Below are 18,065 nucleotides of genomic sequence, written 5' to 3' on the forward strand. Positions count from 1 at the left end.
ACTTATGAAGACCTTGCAATTTTTATTTTTCTGTGTCCTCCTTTCAACTGCTGTAGCCACTGCTCAGTATGGCAACAATTATGGTTATGGAAACCGATACAACAGCATGTCAAACATGCCTCAAAAAGAATCAAAGCCAACACCGGCCGAAATTGAAAAAAGCAGAGAAGAACGGGTCACTGCCGCTATGGAAAGATTAAAAGGCGAGTTAAATCTTGATGAACTGCAATACATTGCCATTAAAAATGACATTTCATCCAGTTTCAAAAACATGGAAATTGTGATGAAAATTGAAAACTCTGATGAGGATAAACAAAAAGAACTTATTGCTATTCAGGAAAAAACAGAAAAAAACATTAAGAGTTACCTCAATCCGACACAAAGAGAAAAATACGAAAAAATGAAAGAGGATAAAGCCGTGGGAAAAAAGGAATCGAAAAAAAAGCGAAAAGAAAAATCTGAAACCACTGAGCAATAATTGATGTTGAATAAACTCCTCCTTACTCTCAGTTTTCTTTTATTCGGCAAATTAATCGCTCAGGAAAATACGTTCACTAAACAAGTCAGTACCTTCACGCTCGAAGCACCTCAACTGAAAATAATCCAAAAATTTGGGTATACCTACCCAAAGACTACACAGCTTCAACTAAAAAATACCCAGTCATTTATATGCACGACGGACAAAATTTGTTTCGTCAAAATCGTGAAACTCTTTCCGGATGGACTATAGATGAGGCTCTGAACGATATCAATGCTCAAGTCATTGTCATCGGGATTGAAAGCGATACAAATCAACAATACGGTAAGAACAAAACAGATGAGTATTTGGCTTTTATTGTTGAAATGCTGAAACCTAAAATAGATGCAACTTACCGCACTAAAACCAACGCTCACAATACCTGTATCATGGGAAGTTCCCTTGGTGGAGCGGTATCTTTTTATGCTGCTTTGAAATATCCCGAAGTGTTTGGCAAAGTGGGATGTTTCTTCCCTGCTTTTGGATTCAATCGAGCTGAACTATTGGTACTGTTGGCAAAAACAGAAACGTTTAAAGCCAAAGTCTATTTCCTGTGTGGTGACCGTGAAAATAACCCCGAGATGCTTTCCGATATAACATTGGTCGAGCATTGGGTAAATACCAAGCGCTGCGAGTGTAAAAAACTAAATAAAAAAGTAATTGTCAAAGGCGGACAGCAAGACGAAGAATTGTGGCGTGAGAGTTTTAAAAAGGCGTATCTTTGGCTGTTTTAAATTACGAATTACGAATTACGAATTACGAATTACGAATTACGAATTACAGATTTCAGGATTATAGATTTTCAAATTTTCACCAATTATGAATAACAACGATATATTTAAGAAACTCCGTGTGGCTTTGCAATTGCGCGACGACCAAATTGTAGAAATCATGCAATTGGTAGATTTCCGAATTTCGGCAGCGGAATTGGGGGCTTTTTTCAGAAACGCCGACCACCCGAAATACATGGATTGTGGTGATCAGGTATTGCGTAATTTTTTAAATGGCCTAGTGATTCATTTGCGGGGAACAAAAGAAAACCCGAAAAAACCCATGGAGGTCATCCAACAGAACCAACAGGCTGTTCAGAAAAACAATTCCGAAAAAAACAAAACAGCTCCCAAAACCGGCTTCAACAAAAAACCGGCTGCCGGTGTAAAACCCAAAAACAAGAAACCGGAGACCAAAATTCAGGCGGTAGAGAAAGTGAAATTCAAAAACGGAAAAAAATAGACTTTTCTGTTAGGGTAAAAACCATACTAGTTGTTTTTTAATTCATTAACCAACAGAACATCATATGAAATTGATTAACAACTTCTTATTTGCCGGTTTAGTGGCCATCACCTTTTCGTGCAGCAACGACCTCGAAAAAGAAAACAAAACCACCGCAAGAACCGCTACCACCACAACAGCATTAGCTGTGACTCCGAAGAAATTTTTATTTGACGCAACCAAAGCCGAAACGGCCGGAAATGCCGACTGGGTCATTGATGCTGACACTTCACCCCAACGTTTTCCTACGCCGGCACAATCCAACATCACGGCCACTACAACCGAAAGTTTTTGGAAAGGCGGCTTGTCAGCCTGGGGAGTTGCTTTGGCCAAACTGGGACATACTGTTGAAACACTACCTTCCGGAACTCCCATTACTTATGGAAGTACAGGGGCTCAGGACTTAAAAAACTACGATGTATTTGTAATAGATGAACCCAACATTCGATTTACAGCAGCAGAAAAAACAGCTATTCTCAATTTTGTGAAGAATGGCGGCGGTTTGTTCATGATCTCAGACCATACGGTTTCTGATCGCAATAATGATGGTTGGGATTCTCCGGCGATTTGGAATGATTTGATGTCAAACAACACCGTTAAAACCAATCCATTTGGAATTACTATAACATTAAATAATATTTCCGAAACCTCGACTAACAGATTAATTGCAACTACTAATCCTATTTTGAATGGTTCTCAGGGAACAGTTTCAAATCTGAAATTTTCTAACGGCGCTACCATGTCGATAAACAAGACCGCTAATACTACGGTACAAGGCTTAATTTGGAGAGGTACTTCTACCCAAGGGACTTCCAACATTATGTGTGCTTCGGCTACTTTTGGTACCGGAAGGGTCTTTGTCATTGGCGACAGTTCACCGGCCGATGATGGAACCGGTGCCACGGGCGACACGCTTTATCCGGGTTGGACCGAATTAGCCTCTCACGCTATTTTGCACATGAATGCCTCGCTTTGGTTGGCTAAATTGTAATTTAAAATGATACAAATCCCTTCATCATCAGAAGGGATTTTTTATTTGCAAAAAACAGATAACATGATATATATCAGATCTTTATCACTTTCCATAGTGTAACTTTGAAAATACTAACACTAAATAAAACATATCATGAGAAAAAACATGGGTTCTTTCGATCGGTTCATCAGAGTGCTGTTGGCAGCCGTAATGGCTTTTCTGTATTTTAACCACATCATTTCAGGAGTTCTTGGCTTGGTACTCTTGATTTTTGCCGGCGTATTTTTACTGACAAGTTTGGTCAGTTTTTGTCCGCTATATGTCCCTTTTCGCATCGATACCCGAAATGTCAAAAAAGGAATTAAATAGTTAATTAAAAAATCCTGAGCTTTCACTCAGGATTTTTCGTTATTCAATTCTCAACTGTTTTTGTTCGCGTGCCAGCAGGGTATTTTTGAGCAGCATAGCAATCGTCATCGGACCAACTCCTCCGGGAACCGGAGTAATGAAAGAGGCTTTTTTAGAGACGTGTTCAAAATCAACATCACCGGTAATGTGGTAGCCTCTTGGGTCAGCTTCATCGGCAACGCGCGTAATTCCAACATCTATCACCACGGCATCGTCTTTAATCATTTCGGCTTTCAGATAATTGGGAACACCTAAAGCGGTTATGATAATATCGGCCTGGGTGGTAATTTGTGCTATATTTTTGGTAAAACTGTGTGTCAGTGTCACGGTTGAATTGCCTGGAAACCCTTTTCTTCCCATCAGAATGCTCATTGGGCGGCCTACGATATGGCTTCTTCCAATCACTACCGTGTGTTTTCCTTGGGTTTCAACTCCGTAACGCTCTAATAATTCGAGAATTCCAAACGGTGTAGCCGGAATAAAAGTAGACATATCTAGCGCCATTTTTCCGAAATTTTCCGGGTGGAAACCATCCACATCTTTGCTGGGGTCTATAGACATCAGTATGTGCTGGGTATCAATTTGTTCGGGCAACGGCAATTGCACGATGAAGCCGTCGATGTCATCGTCTTCATTGAGTTCTTTGATTTTCTTGAGCAACTCTGTTTCGGAGGTTGTACTGGGCATTTTTATCAGTGTAGATTCAAAACCCACGCGTTCGCAAGCTTTAACTTTGCTGCTTACATAGGTAAGACTGGCACCGTCATTCCCGACAATAATGGCGGCTAAATGAGGTACTTTTTCGCCGTTGGCTTTCATCTTTTGAACTTCGGCTGCGATTTCGTTTTTAATGTCTTCCGACACTTTTTTTCCGTCTAGAATTTGCATTGTAGTTGTATTTGTGTGTTGTTTTGTTTAGCAATAAAAAAGACGCGATTCCTCGCGCCTTCATACTTTATCTCATGCCTTTCATGCCGCCCATCATGCGCATCAGGTTCTTACCTCCACCACCTTGCATCATTTTCATCATTTTGCTCATTTGGTCAAATTGTTTCAGTAATTGGTTAACCTGCTCTATTTTGGTTCCGGAACCTTTAGCGATTCTGATTTTTCTTTTGGCATCTATAATGGCCGGTTTTGTTCTTTCTTTAGGAGTCATCGAGTGAATGATGGCTTCGATATGTTTGAACGCATCGTCTTCAATTTCTACATCTTTCAATGCTTTTCCGGCTCCGGGTATCATACCTACAAGGTCTTTCATGTTACCCATCTTTTTCACTTGCTGAATTTGCGCCAGGAAATCATCAAAACCAAACTCATTTTTGGCAATTTTCTTTTGGATTTTGCGCGCTTCCTCTTCGTCGTATTGTTCCTGAGCCCTTTCTACTAATGAAACTACGTCTCCCATACCAAGAATACGGTCGGCCATACGCGATGGATAGAACACATCAATCGCTTCCATTTTTTCACCGGTACCGATGAATTTGATTGGTTTATCAACTACCGACTTGATGGAAATCGCAGCTCCACCACGGGTATCACCATCTAATTTGGTTAAAATAACTCCGTCAAAATTTAAGCGGTCATTAAAAGCTTTAGCCGTATTCACCGCATCCTGTCCGGTCATGGAGTCAACCACAAACAAGGTTTCCTGTGGTTTGATGGCGGCATGCACATTGGCAATTTCGTTCATCATTTCTTCATCGATAGCCAAACGACCGGCGGTATCGACAATCACCACATTATAGCCGTTTGATTTGGCGTGTTGGATGGCATTTAACGCGATTTGAACGGCATTTTTATTTTCGGGTTCCGAGTATACTTCTACTCCGATTTGATCGCCTACTACGTGCAACTGATTAATAGCTGCCGGACGGTAAATATCACAAGCTACCAAAAGTGGTTTTTTGCTTTTTTTGGTTTTCAAGTAATTGGCCAATTTTCCGGAGAAAGTAGTTTTACCCGAACCTTGTAACCCTGACATCAAAATCACAGCAGGTGAACCGGTTAAATTGATTCCGGTAGCTTCACCTCCCATTAATTCGGTCAGTTCATCTTTTACAATTTTCACCATCAACTGCCCCGGTTGCAATGTAGTCAATACATTTTGACCTATGGCTTTGTCTTTAACTCTAGTGGTAAAATCTTTGGCAATTTTAAAGTTAACATCGGCATCAAGCAAGGCGCGACGCACTTCTTTGAGTGTTTCGGCTACGTTAACCTCGGTTATTTTCCCGTGTCCTTTAAGGATGTGTAATGCTTTATCTAGTTTATCACTTAAATTATTGAACATAATAGCAAGCTTTGTTTTTTAATGAAGTGGCAAATTTAAGGATTTGATTTTGAAGTTTTACAGGAAACCAAATAAAAAAACCACTCGTTTTTAGCGAATGGTTTAAAAAAAGTGATGCTCTTATTTTTTTCCTAATCGATTAATTTTTGGTGAAAACCAAAACATCAGTTCCTCCATTACCACCACTAACATCGGTTAGAGAAATAGTAGTTGCAGTGTAAGTGGTGATGTGCCAATCATCGGTCAATTCAAGAAAATCTGCCGGTGATGCAAAGGCAATGTTGAAATCCAAATCGTTGCTAGGGCTGTCGTCATTGCTGTCATCAGTAGTTACCAACCAAGTACCGGTATAAGTATTGGTTCCGTTGGAAGCTGTTAAGACATTGTTGTTGTCAAACGTGAAGTTATAACCGGTAAAATGATTGGTTTCATCTGTTCCCGAATCGATGTAGCTGGTTACACGCCAAGTCCCTTGTTTGGCAGTATTGATGACAGGAGTCGGATCGGTGGATGATGCACTGCTGTCTGAACTGCACATAGAAGCTGTGTTCATAAAAAACACCATAGCTAAAGCCGGATAAATAAATAGTCTTTTCATTGTTTTACGTTTTTATTGAGAGTTAATTGTTTAAAAATTGAAGGACGAAAAAAGCAACCATAAAAATCAAAACCCATATCAGTATCTGATTGAAAAAATAATTAATTCTGGTTTTGTCCAGTGTAGTCATGTCTAGTCTTGTATCTCTAAATCCCTGTTGATTTAGAAACTTCTTATTGAAAATTTTCATGCCGGTAAAATCGTGATTAAAAGAGTCTAGTTTTTAGTAAAACTCAAATAGTAGTATTGCCCGCTGCTGCTGCTTTCGCTTTTGAGTCTGACGAAAGTACTACTTACTTCGAGCACTCTCCAGTTGGATTCTAAGTCTTCAAGAGTAGAACCGTCAAAATGCAAATCCAACCTTTGATAACCATACTCATCATGAACATCCCAATCGCCGTAAATCACAGTGCTGTTTTTGACAGCTTTAACCGTTTCATTACTGTTAAAAGTAAAATTATAATTGGCGTAATAATACGTTTCATCGTGGGTGTAATAGCAATAAGAGACACGCCAAGTTCCACTTGTCAAGACTTCTTCTACCTCCAGAGGCATAGGACCGGTTGTGCACTCAAATACTGCATTGTCTATAGCATCCTCAAGTTGACTATTGGAGGTAACCGTAATCACAGAAGAACTGTTTGTTTTTTTGAGTGATAACGGGTATACAATTCCAACTATTTCAGTGGCAGTCAAATCATGAATAAAATCATAGAGTTGTGCATCACTGGTTACCGTTACTGAACCTGCTAACTGATTATTGGTATTGTACTTATTGATGGTAAAAGGATACTGAAAATTGATACAGTCAATTTCGTGGTAATTACTGTCATCACCCATGGCCGCCAAAATTGCATTGTATTCGGTTTCACTGTTTACTAAAACTTCCTGATGGTCGGGATAAACCAGCGTTATAGGGAACTGAAAATGAACCACATCGTCTCCTGCATAATTGTCTTTGTAACTTTGAACCGTTGGGTAAAGAGCGCTGCTGTTTACATAACAATATTGGGAGTTAACCGTTACATGAACCGGTAATTTCACGCTGAAGTTACTGGTATTATCAAGTACGTTATCACAAGTAGTTTCAAATTGTGAAACTCTCGAAATTAAAGATGATATTGCAGAAGATTTACCAAAACTATTGGCTGCACTTTGTTTAACGCTTTCCTCTTCGTCCTGACAAGAGGCGAAAGACAAAGCTACCAGAGCAAAAACAAACCAAATATAATTTCTCATAATTGTTACTTCAATTCAAAGGTTAAACAAAGTTGCAATAAAAAACCCTACTTTCGAAAAAAATTTTATATTTAAACCTTCAAACAATCGATATAAATTAAAATGGAGCACACCGATTCTAATGGTATTTGTGAAGAATTAGTTTTTTCTCGTTTTTTCAAAGCCAACGTAAAATCCCTGCGCAATTATCTCTACTTCAAATTTGGCAATGAAGAAAAAGCCAACGACATCACTCAGGAATCTTTCATAAAATTATGGGAGAACTGTAAAAATGTTCCGTTGGAAAAAGCCAAATCCTATATATATACGATTGCCAACAATGCCTCGCTGAATGAAATTGCCCATCAAAAAGTAGTTTTAAAATATGCGCAGAGTCAAACTCAAAAAGACAGAACCAATTTAAATCCAGAGTTCCTGATTGAAGAAGAACAATTTAAACAAAAACTCGAAAAAGCCATAGACAGCCTGACCGAGGCCCAGAGAACAGCTTTTCTTTTGCATCGGATTGAAGGAAAAAAATATCATGAGATTGCCGTTATTTTAGACATCAGTGTCAAAGCGGTTGAGAAAAGAATACACGGAGCACTGATCACATTACGAACCGAAATAGAACAGTTCAAGTAGGGTTTTTTACTTACGGACTGTTTAACCAAACATAATGAATACAATGGAAGAAAAATACGAATTAGCCAAATGGCTGGCAGGAGAAATGACCGAAGCGGAATTACAAGCGTTTCAAAACACTCCCGACTATGCTACTTACGTCAAAATTGCGGACTATTCAAGTCAGTTGAAAGCCCCTGATTTTGACAGCGATTTGTTGTATCAAAACACCCTCTCTAAAGCTCAAAAAGAACCTAAGGTAATTCCGCTATACCAATCTAAATGGATGAAAATTGCTGCCGTTTTTGTGGTACTATTAGGGTTGACTTTCTTTGTAAAAACGACTTCAACTTCAACAGAAATTGCCGAAAACGGAAAGAAAACCAGTTTTGCACTACCTGATCATTCTCAAATCGTGTTAAACAGCGGTTCTGAAATTGAATACAAAAAATGGAATTGGGACAACAACCGAACCCTGCACTTAAAAGGAGAAGCTTATTTTAAAGTCGCTCACGGCAAAAAATTTGAGGTAAGCACTCAACTGGGAACCGTGACCGTACTCGGAACTCAATTCAACGTAAAAGCGCGCGACAATCGCTTTGATGTGACCTGTTATGAAGGTCGTGTAAAAGTAGTACACAATAATCACGAAGTAATCATCACAAAAGGTACTTCGGTGACATTTGATGCTGATACTTTTGAACAACAGACCGTTCAAAACACAAAACCAGAGTGGACTGTCAACCAAATTGTTTTCAAAAAAGAAAAACTGCAACGCATTTTAAATGAGTTACAGAGGCAATACAACTGTGAAATCGTATTAAACGCCAACGAAAATTTACAGCTTTTCTCAGGAACACTGCCCGCTGACAATTTAAAAACAGCTTTACAGATAGTTTCTTCCACATATCATTTAAAAATCTCTAAATTTGAAACTACAAAAGTTATTTTAGAAGATTTTTAATGTTAAACCCAAACAGACTGTTTTTTGTACTGTCACTGTTTCTCTCCTTGTTTGCAGCTCAGGCTCAGGAAGGTCAGAATGCTGTGGCTTTAAAAACTGTTTTAGATCAGATAAGCGATCAACACAATGTAAAATTCAATTACATTGATTCAGAACTCATCATCTATAAAATAATTCCGCCCAAAGAATCGGTTTCTCTGACTGAGAAGATAAGTTACATCCAATCTAAAACCGGCTTTAAAATAAAACAGATTAGTGACAACTATTATTCTGTCGTTAATAACAGGCACTTAGACAAACCACTTTGCGGCTACTTATTTGATGAAAATACCGGACTGGCTGTTGAAAACGCGAAAATCACTATTTCAGAAACTTCCACTCAAACACTTTCAAATGAAAAAGGTTATTTTGAATTGCCATTGGTTTCGCCAAACACGATTGAAATAACCCATTTGAGTTTTGAAAAAAAACAACTAAGTCCGATAGATTTATACGTATCCGATTGTCCTAAAATCAAACTGACCGCTGTGGCGCAACAGCTGAATGAAGTCATAGCCATGCGCTACCTAACCACAGGAATTTATAAAAAAAATGACGGAAGTCTCGAAATAAAGCCTACAAAATTCGGTATCTTACCGGGTTTGATTGAGCCCGATGTGCTACAAACCATGCAACAAATTCCGGGGATTTCATCGGTTGACGAAACGGTTTCCAACATCAATGTACGAGGTGGTACGCACGATCAGAATCTTTTTCTTTGGAATGGCATCCGCATGTTTCAAACCGGCCATTTCTTCGGATTAATTTCGGCTTTTAACCCTTCTTTGGCACAAACAATATCAGTAACCAAAAACGGAAGTTCAGCTTTTTACGGAGAAAGCGTTTCGAGTTTGATTGACATTACATCACATACAAAAGCTATTTCCAAAAGCCGATCGAGCATCAGTTCTAATTTGATTAGTGCTGAATTTTATACCAAAATTAAAACCTCAGAAAAAGCCAATATCATACTCTCGGGCAGGCGTTCACTCACTGACTTTTTTGCCTCGCCTACTTATAAAAATTACAGAGACAAAGTGTTTCAGAATACGGTAGTTACCAATCTGGACAATAATCAAACGGTAAATTTTAAAACTGATGAAGCTTTTTATTTTTATGATTTTACCGGTCAATACCAACAAAGAATAGGTTCAAAACATGAACTTACCGCTGATGCCATAGTCATACGAAACTCGCTTTTCATTAATCAATTTACTGCCAATGCCAGCAAAAACAGTGATTTGGCACAAGAAACTTTGGGTAGTAGCCTGCATTGGAAAACCAACTGGAATAAGAGGAACAGTTCCGAACTAGAATTATACAGTTCTAAATACACTTTGGTTTCTAAAAATGAATCGATAGAAAACAATCAGATTTTGAAGCAGGAAAACAGTGTGTTGGATTTGGGTTTTCAATTCAAAAATTCAAATGTCATTTCAAAAAAAATAACTGTAAATCAAGGGTATCAGTTTAACGAAACCGGGGTTACCAACAGTGATGAAATCAACTCGCCGTTTTTTTCCCGAAAAAGCATCAATGTATTATTGACCCATGCCTTAATTGCAGAAGGAATTTTTGAAAACGAAAACAAAAAAACATTTCTGAAAGTTGGTGTTCGTGGCAATTATTTTGCTAAATTCAGAAAAACGTTGATTGAACCGCGTCTGCAATTCAATCAGGCTTTAAATCCTAATTTACGTCTTGAAATTTTGGGTGAACAAAAAAGCCAAACGCTTTCACAAGTAATCGATTTACAGCAGGATTTTTTAGGCATCGAAAAACGCCGTTGGACACAAGCAAACGACAACACTATCCCAATTCAAAAGAGCCAACAGTTATCGTTGGGTTTTAGTTATACCAAACACAACTGGTTGATTACTTTGGACAATTTCTACAAAAAAATTACCGGAATTACCACGAGTAGTCAGGGTTTTCAAAATCAGTTTGAGTTTGTAAAATCAAGCGGTTCCTATGAAGTTTTGGGTTCTGAATTTTTGATTCAAAAGAATTTCGGGCGTTTTTATTCCTGGTTGAGTTACAGCTATAACGACAATAAATACTTTTTCAAATCGCTTACACCACCTGAATTTTACAATAACTTCGAATTGAAACACTGCATTTCCTGGGCGGGAATTTACGAATGGAACAGTGTAAAATTGGCACTGGGCTGTAAATGGCATACCGGAAAACCCATAACAACTCCGGCTTCGACTACAGTTGACAATAATAATTCTATTAGTTACAACTCGCCTAACAATGCCAAATTGGATGATTTTTTTCAGATGAATTTTTCTGCTTCCAAAGAATGGAAATTAGCAGAAAAGATGGCTTTACAAACCAATGTTTCCGTTTTGAATGTTTTAAACACACAAAACAGCATCAATAGATTTTACCGCGTAAACACTGCCAATAATACCGTGGAAAGCGTCAATACCTATGCGCTTGATTTGACTCCGAATATAAATGTTAAGCTGAGTTTTTAGCATAAAAAAAAGGTTGGCAAAACCAACCTTGTATCAACTCTTTTCATCATTTTACATGCGTTCAGGAACTTCAATTCCTAATAACCCGAAAGCTGACTTTATCGTTTCTCCCACTTTTTTGGAAAGTTGAACCCTGAATATTTTCTTGGTGGCATCTTCTTCTCCCAAAATTGAAACCGATTGGTAGAACGAATTGTATTCTTTGACCAAATCATAGGTATAATTGGCAATAAGAGCCGGACTGTGATTGTGTGCGGCATTTTGAATCACATCTGGGAAAAGTTCGATTTGTTTCAACAACTCTTTCTCTTTTTCATGCAGAGCAATATCAACTACTGTAAAATTCAGATCGAAATCGGCTTTACGCAAAATCGATTGAATTCGGGCATAAGTATATTGAATAAACGGACCTGTATTTCCTGCAAAATCAACAGATTCTTCAGGATTAAACAAGATTTGTTTTTTGGGATCAACTTTTAAAATGTAGTATTTCAGTGCGCCCAGACCAATGGTTTTGAACAAGCGGGCTTTTTCAGCATCCGAATAACCCTCCAGTTTTCCCAGTTCAGTAGCTATGTTTCCGGCTGTGGTGGTCATTTCTTCCATCAAATCATCGGCATCAACTACTGTTCCCTCTCTTGATTTCATTTTTCCGGAAGGCAATTCCACCATACCGTAAGAAAGGTGAAATAAACTTTCTGCCCAGTCAAAACCTAGTTTTTTCAAAATCAGGAATAAAACTTTAAAATGGTAATCCTGTTCGTTCCCTACGGTGTATACCATTCCGCCAACATCAGGAAAATCTTTTACCCTTTGAATGGCAGTGCCTATATCCTGAGTCATATAAACTGCGGTTCCGTCAGAACGCAACACAATTTTTCGGTCTAAACCGTCTTCGGTCAAATCAATCCAAACCGAACCGTCAGGATCTTTTTCAAAGATGCCTTTTTCGAGACCGAACTGTACCACTTCTTTTCCTAACAAATACGTGTTACTTTCGTAATAATAGCTGTCGAAATCAACACCCAAATTTTTATACGTTTGAGCAAAACCATCGTAAACCCATTGATTCATGGTTTTCCAAAGCTCGATGACTTCGGGCTTTCCGGCTTCCCAATCCAGTAACATTTGTTGGGCTTCCAAAATAATTGGCGCTTGCTTTTTGGCTTCCTCTTCGGTTTTTCCTTCAGCCATTAAAGCATTGATTTCGGTCTTGTATGCTTTATCGAATTCAACATAAAAATTCCCAACCAATTTGTCGCCTTTTAAACCGGTAGATTCGGGAGTTTGTCCGTTACCGAATTTTTGCCAGGCCAACATCGATTTACAAATATGTATGCCTCTATCGTTGATAATCTGGGTTTTGTATACTTTCTTTCCGGATGCTTTGATGATTTCGGCTACCGAATATCCCAATAAATTATTGCGGACATGGCCGAGGTGGAGCGGTTTGTTAGTATTGGGTGAAGAATATTCAACCATAACGGCTTTATCATTTGGTGAAGCCGTTACGTAACCAAATTGTTCGTTACCTTTAATATCATTGAAAAAAGTAAGGTAGTAACTGTCGGAAACCACGATATTCAAAAAGCCTGAAACCACATTAAAGCGACTCACTTCAGTAACATTCTGTACTAAATAATCACCGATTTTAGTTCCGATTTCGATCGGATTTCCTTTGATGATTTTTAGTAACGGAAAAATTACCATCGTGATATCGCCTTCAAAATCCTTGCGGGTCATTTGAAATTCAACTTTATCCGTTGTTACCTCAAACAATTGTTGAATAGCGATTTGTATGTGTTGTGTGAGCATTTCTGAGAGCTTCATGGTATTTCTTTTTGGTGGGCAAAGATAAACATTACTAAAGAAATTTTATATGCTAAACTCATTAATAAAAACATTCATTGAAAATTTATTTTTGTAAGTATTTTACTTTTTATTTGATTTTTTTTGTGCTTTTTATCGATTTTTTTTGCATTTAAACGATTTTATATTCAATATTTGCTACGTCAAAATCCCCGAGTCATGAAAAAGATATTACTAGTAATCATTTTATTATTTACGATATTTGGTTTTTCGCAACCATTATCGGTGAGTACAACCAGTCATACGGTACCACAATTGGTTAACGATGTACTTATTAACTCCCCTTGTGTATCGGCTACGAACATAACCTGGTCAACCGGATCAAACTTTGGTTCATCAAATGGAATTGGCTTTTTCCAAAATTCAAATCCAAACTTCCCAATGAACAGCGGTGTGGTGTTGAGTACCGGAAACGCTTTGAATGCAGCAGGCCCAAATACATCTTTGTTAAATGACGGATCTGTTGCCTGGCCTGGAGACAGTAGTTTAGAAGCTACCTTGGCGGCATCAGGTATCCCGATGGTTTCAAAAAACGCAACTGTTTTAGAGTTCGATTTTACACCTATTTCTCCTAATTTTAGTTTTGACTTTGTCTTTGCCTCAGAGGAATACGGTAATTATCAATGTCATTACTCGGATGCTTTTGCTTTTTTGTTGACCAATATGAATACCGGAGTGACCACAAATTTGGCGGTTGTGCCCAGCACAACTTTACCTATTTCAGTGGTTACCATCAGAGATTCTCAATATAACTCTTCATGTCCTTCAACAAATGCTCAATATTTTGGCAGTTTCAACGGTGGGTCCGCAGCAGCTGGATCGGCTACTAATTTTAACGGTCAGACCAAATTATTGACCGCAGCCGCCCCATTGATACCAAACGTACCTTATCACATCAAATTAGTTATTGCTGACCGATTGGATCCACAATCGGATTCGGCCATTTTTATATCTTCTGACAGTTTCAACATAGGTCAGGATGTATTAGGCCAAGATTTGACGATTGCAAACAATGCTGCCGTTTGTTTTGGCACAACCAAAACCTTGACAACTGGTTTAAGCACGGCTGACTATACATTTGTTTGGAAAAAAGACGGAGATGTTTTACCGTCAGAAACCAATTCGAGCTTAGTTATTAATCAACCGGGAACTTACACAGTAACTTATACTAATTTGTCTAATTTTTGTCAACCGATTACTGACCATGTTGTGGTAGAATATTACCCGGAGATTGTTACAGCCAATCCTACGACTATCTACCGTTGTGATTCGGGAGCGGCAACTTACAATTACAATCTGGATATAAATACACCAATTGTTAAAGCAGGTTTAGATGCTTCAGCCGTTGTTACTTATCATAGTTCACAATCAGATGCTGAAAATGGTATTAATCCGCTACCACTAGTATACAACAGTGCTAGTGGTCAAACTGTATATGTTAGAATCAAGCTACCCACTACGGGATGTTATGTTGTTAAATCTTTTCAGCTAATGGTATCGCCCGGACCCGTGGCTAACCAACCGGCAGATTTTGTAAAATGTGCACGTTCACAAACCCAAAACACGGCAGTGTTCAATTTGACACAACAAAATGCCCAAATACTGAACGGACAACCTGCTTCGATTAACATCATAAGTTACTATACCTCACAGCTGGATGCGAACAACGGTACTAACCCGATTACTAACGTTTTAACCGGAGTGTATCCAAATACAACGATTTATGTTAGAGTTGAAAACGTGAGCGATCCACAATGTTATAGTCTTACTCATTTCAATTTAGTGGTTACGCCTATACCTCCTGTGGATGATTTAGATGATGTGGTTGTATGTAGCAGCTATACTTTACCTCCATTGGTAAACGGAAATTACTTTACTGCTCCAAACGGAAACGGAATTCCTTTATTTGCCGGTACCGAAATCATACAATCGCAAACCATTTACATATATAACCAACCTGATGGCCCGGGTACTTGTGGTTCCAGCACTTCATTCAAAGTTAAAATTATTGATCCGTCCTCTTTATCACCTTCAAGTGTAACCCGATGTGGTAGTTATACTTTAACCAGTGCTCCTTATGGTCGTTATTATACTCAACCGGGAGGAATGGGAACAGTTATACCAACAGGGACCGTTTTTACATCCTCACAAGTAATTTACTATTACTATAAAACTGAAATCGCTCCGTTTTGTGAAATCGATACAGATTTAACCATCACTATACTTCCATTAGTGGAAGTGGGGGAAAGACCGGATGTTTTTGAATGTACATCCTACACCTTACCTCCCTTATCTATCGGAAACTATTATACCGGACAAAACGGTACAGGCACCTTATTACATGCCGGTGATGTTATCACAACCAGTCAAACTATTTACGTATATGCTTCCTCTAATGTAAGTACTACTTGTTCTGATGAGGATAGTTTTGATGTAATCATTGGTATGCCTCAACCAAGCGATGTAAACCAATGTAACGGATATACATTACCAGCCTTACCAATAGGGAACTATTTTACAGGTCCAATGGGTACCGGAACCATCATTCCTGCGGGAACGGTTATCAACTCAAGCACAACCGTTTATATCTATGCTCCTACGACCAGTGGATTAAACAATTGTACAGAGAATATGCATTTCACATTAAACATAGCCCAACCTGAAGTTGATGTGTTGAGCGACGTTTCAGTATGTGAGTCATACACGCTCCCTGCTTTAAACCACGGAAGTTACCGCACTGGTGTTGACGGAACCGGGGTAATCTTATATCCGGGCAACGTAATTGTTTCAACTCAAAAGATTTACATTTTTGAAAGATTAAATGCCACATGTTTCAACCAGTCAAGTTTTACAGTAACAATTAATCCGCTACCTAATATAGACTCACGTTCAGATATTGATATCTGTGACCAATATGTTCTATCAGCTTTGAATGTGGGAAGCTATTATACCGGTCCGGGTGGTACAGGAACTATGTTACCGGCAGGAACCGTGATTACTACATCTCAAAAAATTTATGTGTATGCAGTTTCCAATACAACACCTCCGTGTTCCATAGAAAACAGTTTCCAAATCAATATCTTTTCAACTTCTTCGGATGCTCCGGCAGATGTGACAGCTTGTGACAGTTACACTTTACCGGCATTAACTCCGAACAATAAATACTACACATTATCAGGCGGACCTGATGGTGGCGGAACAGAAATACCGGCAGGAACTACGCTGACTACGAGTCAAACACTTTATGTTTTCAAAGAATCGTTAATCCGAACTTCTTTTTCTTGTGTTGATGAACACAGTTTTACCGTAACTATCAACAAAACACCGGTGCTTCCGTCTTTTGCTAATGTTACAGCTTGTAATTCATATACGTTACCGGCTTTACCTTTAGGAAATTATTACACCGGGCCTAACGGTTCAGGCACTTTACTGAATGCCGGAGATGCTATCACCAGCACACAGAAAATTTATGTATTTGCTCATACTGCAACCACACCGGATTGTAGCAGTGAGACCAGTTTTACAGCTACTATTTACAACGTTGACAATTTACCGAATACAACCATCTGTGAAAATTATAAACTTCCGGTGCTTACTGTAGGTAATTATTTTACCGGAAGTGGTGGTACAGGAACCATGTTGACAGCCGGAACAATCATTTCAAACTCGCAAACAATATACATTTACGGTACCTCTCCTTTCAGCCCTTCATGTTCAGATGAAAGTTCGTTTACGGTTACCATAATTGATACACCGTTTGCCAACCCTGCACCTATAACAATGCGAACCGTTTGTGATGAAGACGGAACCAATGATGGTATAACTTCATTTGACTTAACGACTTTATCAGCAACCATATTGGGAACTCAAACAGGAAGTGAATTCACAATTGCCTACTATGAAAGCATCACAGATGCAGCCAATCAGGTTAATGCTGTTACATCAACTACCAAACCGTTAGTGTATGTCAGAGTTAGCAATACTTTAGCCACAAGCTGTTATGATATTAAAACAGTAGCAATTGTAGTTAACAAACTACCGGCCCCTACTCCGGTTGACGGTGTTATTTGTATTGACAGCAAAACCGGTACTCTTTTGAATCCATACACCATGTATAGTGGTTTGCCGGCAAGTGCTTATAGTTTTGTTTGGAAAAATGAAAACGGGCAAACAGTTGGAACCGGTACCTCGTACCAAGCTGTTCTACCAGGCGTTTATACCTTGGTGGCAACCAACAAAATAACAGGCTGTGCTTCTGTTCCGGTGGATGTTACTGTAATTCCTTCTGAACCGGCAATTGTATCGTATACTGTTAATGAAGATTTTGCTGATTCTCAAAGCATCACTGTGGTTGCTGTAGGACAAGGAAATAACTTTGAATATCAATTGGATAATGAAGCCTTCCAAGACAGTCCGGTATTTGATCATGTGACTTCGGGAGTACATACCATTACTGTACGCGACAAATACGGTTGCGGAAGTACTACCATTCAAGCTTTAGTGGTAAACTATCCTAAATTTTTCACGCCTAACGGAGATGGATATAACGACACTTGGAACATTCGCGATTTAGCAGACCAAAAGAGTGCTATGATTACCATATATGACCGCTACGGAAAGGTATTAAAGTACCTAAGACCAAACAACAGCGGTTGGGACGGAACCTACAACGGAGCACTCATGCCTTCTGACGATTATTGGTTCAGTGTAAGCTATAAAAACAAAGACAACGAAGAAAAAGAATTCAAAGCCCATTTCGCTATGAAGCGATAATTACCAGCCTTAACCTACTATTTGAACTCCCAAG

14 protein-coding genes are annotated in these 18,065 nt (G+C 38.7%); 9 read left to right on the forward strand and 5 right to left on the reverse strand.

Annotation, left to right across the window (positions count from 1 at the left end; all coding sequences use genetic code 11):
* Window positions 1-4: 4 nt before the first annotated feature.
* The 5 genes from EZL74_RS04105 to EZL74_RS04125 all read left to right on the forward strand — a co-directional run bounded on the left by EZL74_RS04105 (window position 5) and on the right by EZL74_RS04125 (window position 3,131).
* Entirely contained in the window at window positions 5-478 is a 474-nt protein-coding gene (locus EZL74_RS04105; protein ID WP_131475327.1) for a hypothetical protein, read from the forward strand.
* A gap of 131 nt (window positions 479-609) precedes the next feature.
* A complete protein-coding gene (locus EZL74_RS04110) occupies window positions 610-1,251 on the forward strand; it encodes an alpha/beta hydrolase (protein ID WP_240034556.1) in 642 nt (213 codons plus the stop codon).
* Between the two features lie 85 nt (window positions 1,252-1,336).
* On the forward strand, window positions 1,337-1,750 hold the full coding sequence (locus EZL74_RS04115) for a DUF1456 family protein (protein WP_131475328.1): 414 nt from the start codon (window positions 1,337-1,339) through the stop codon (window positions 1,748-1,750).
* Between the two features lie 64 nt (window positions 1,751-1,814).
* Window positions 1,815-2,780: a hydrolase gene (locus EZL74_RS04120; RefSeq protein ID WP_131475329.1), complete on the forward strand. Its 966-nt coding sequence runs from the start codon at window positions 1,815-1,817 to the stop codon at window positions 2,778-2,780.
* Window positions 2,781-2,915: 135 nt separating this feature from the next.
* Window positions 2,916-3,131, forward strand: a complete 216-nt coding sequence (locus tag EZL74_RS04125; protein ID WP_131475330.1) for a YgaP family membrane protein — start codon at window positions 2,916-2,918, stop codon at window positions 3,129-3,131.
* Window positions 3,132-3,170: 39 nt separating this feature from the next.
* On the opposite strand, the gene EZL74_RS04130 is transcribed toward EZL74_RS04125, so the two are convergent.
* The 4 genes from EZL74_RS04130 to EZL74_RS04145 all read right to left on the reverse strand — a co-directional run bounded on the left by EZL74_RS04130 (window position 3,171) and on the right by EZL74_RS04145 (window position 7,300).
* Window positions 3,171-4,058, reverse strand: a complete 888-nt coding sequence (locus tag EZL74_RS04130) for a bifunctional 5,10-methylenetetrahydrofolate dehydrogenase/5,10-methenyltetrahydrofolate cyclohydrolase (protein WP_131475331.1) — start codon at window positions 4,056-4,058, stop codon at window positions 3,171-3,173.
* Between the two features lie 67 nt (window positions 4,059-4,125).
* Window positions 4,126-5,463, reverse strand: coding sequence for a signal recognition particle protein (ffh, locus tag EZL74_RS04135; RefSeq protein WP_131475332.1), 1,338 nt, complete (start codon window positions 5,461-5,463; stop codon window positions 4,126-4,128).
* A 139-nt stretch (window positions 5,464-5,602) separates the two neighbouring features.
* Window positions 5,603-6,061 carry a hypothetical protein gene (locus EZL74_RS04140; RefSeq protein WP_131475333.1) on the reverse strand — a complete coding sequence of 153 codons (459 nt, stop codon included), beginning with the start codon at window positions 6,059-6,061 and terminating at the stop codon, window positions 5,603-5,605.
* A gap of 216 nt (window positions 6,062-6,277) precedes the next feature.
* Window positions 6,278-7,300, reverse strand: coding sequence for a hypothetical protein (locus tag EZL74_RS04145; RefSeq protein WP_131475334.1), 1,023 nt, complete (start codon window positions 7,298-7,300; stop codon window positions 6,278-6,280).
* A 102-nt stretch (window positions 7,301-7,402) separates the two neighbouring features.
* Here EZL74_RS04145 and EZL74_RS04150 point away from each other — a divergent pair, with 102 nt between their 5' ends.
* The 3 genes from EZL74_RS04150 to EZL74_RS04160 are packed head-to-tail and all read left to right on the forward strand — an operon-like array spanning window position 7,403 to window position 11,389.
* Window positions 7,403-7,924 carry an RNA polymerase sigma factor gene (locus EZL74_RS04150; RefSeq protein WP_131475335.1) on the forward strand — a complete coding sequence of 174 codons (522 nt, stop codon included), beginning with the start codon at window positions 7,403-7,405 and terminating at the stop codon, window positions 7,922-7,924.
* 34 nt (window positions 7,925-7,958) lie between these two features.
* Window positions 7,959-8,867: a FecR family protein gene (locus EZL74_RS04155; protein ID WP_240034550.1), complete on the forward strand. Its 909-nt coding sequence runs from the start codon at window positions 7,959-7,961 to the stop codon at window positions 8,865-8,867.
* Window positions 8,867-11,389, forward strand: a complete 2,523-nt coding sequence (locus EZL74_RS04160; protein WP_131475336.1) for a TonB-dependent receptor — start codon at window positions 8,867-8,869, stop codon at window positions 11,387-11,389. The genes EZL74_RS04155 and EZL74_RS04160 overlap by 1 nt, the downstream gene beginning before the upstream one ends.
* A gap of 51 nt (window positions 11,390-11,440) precedes the next feature.
* Here EZL74_RS04160 and argS read toward each other — a convergent pair whose 3' ends face one another.
* Window positions 11,441-13,219 (reverse strand): arginine--tRNA ligase, encoded by a 1,779-nt coding sequence (gene argS / locus EZL74_RS04165; RefSeq protein WP_131475337.1) that lies wholly within the window; start codon window positions 13,217-13,219, stop codon window positions 11,441-11,443.
* A 198-nt stretch (window positions 13,220-13,417) separates the two neighbouring features.
* Here argS and EZL74_RS04170 point away from each other — a divergent pair, with 198 nt between their 5' ends.
* A complete protein-coding gene (locus EZL74_RS04170) occupies window positions 13,418-18,031 on the forward strand; it encodes a T9SS type B sorting domain-containing protein (protein ID WP_131475338.1) in 4,614 nt (1,537 codons plus the stop codon).
* Window positions 18,032-18,065: the final 34 nt, after the last annotated feature.

Source organism: Flavobacterium silvisoli (assembly GCF_004329815.1).
In the GTDB taxonomy this organism is placed as follows: domain Bacteria; phylum Bacteroidota; class Bacteroidia; order Flavobacteriales; family Flavobacteriaceae; genus Flavobacterium; species Flavobacterium silvisoli.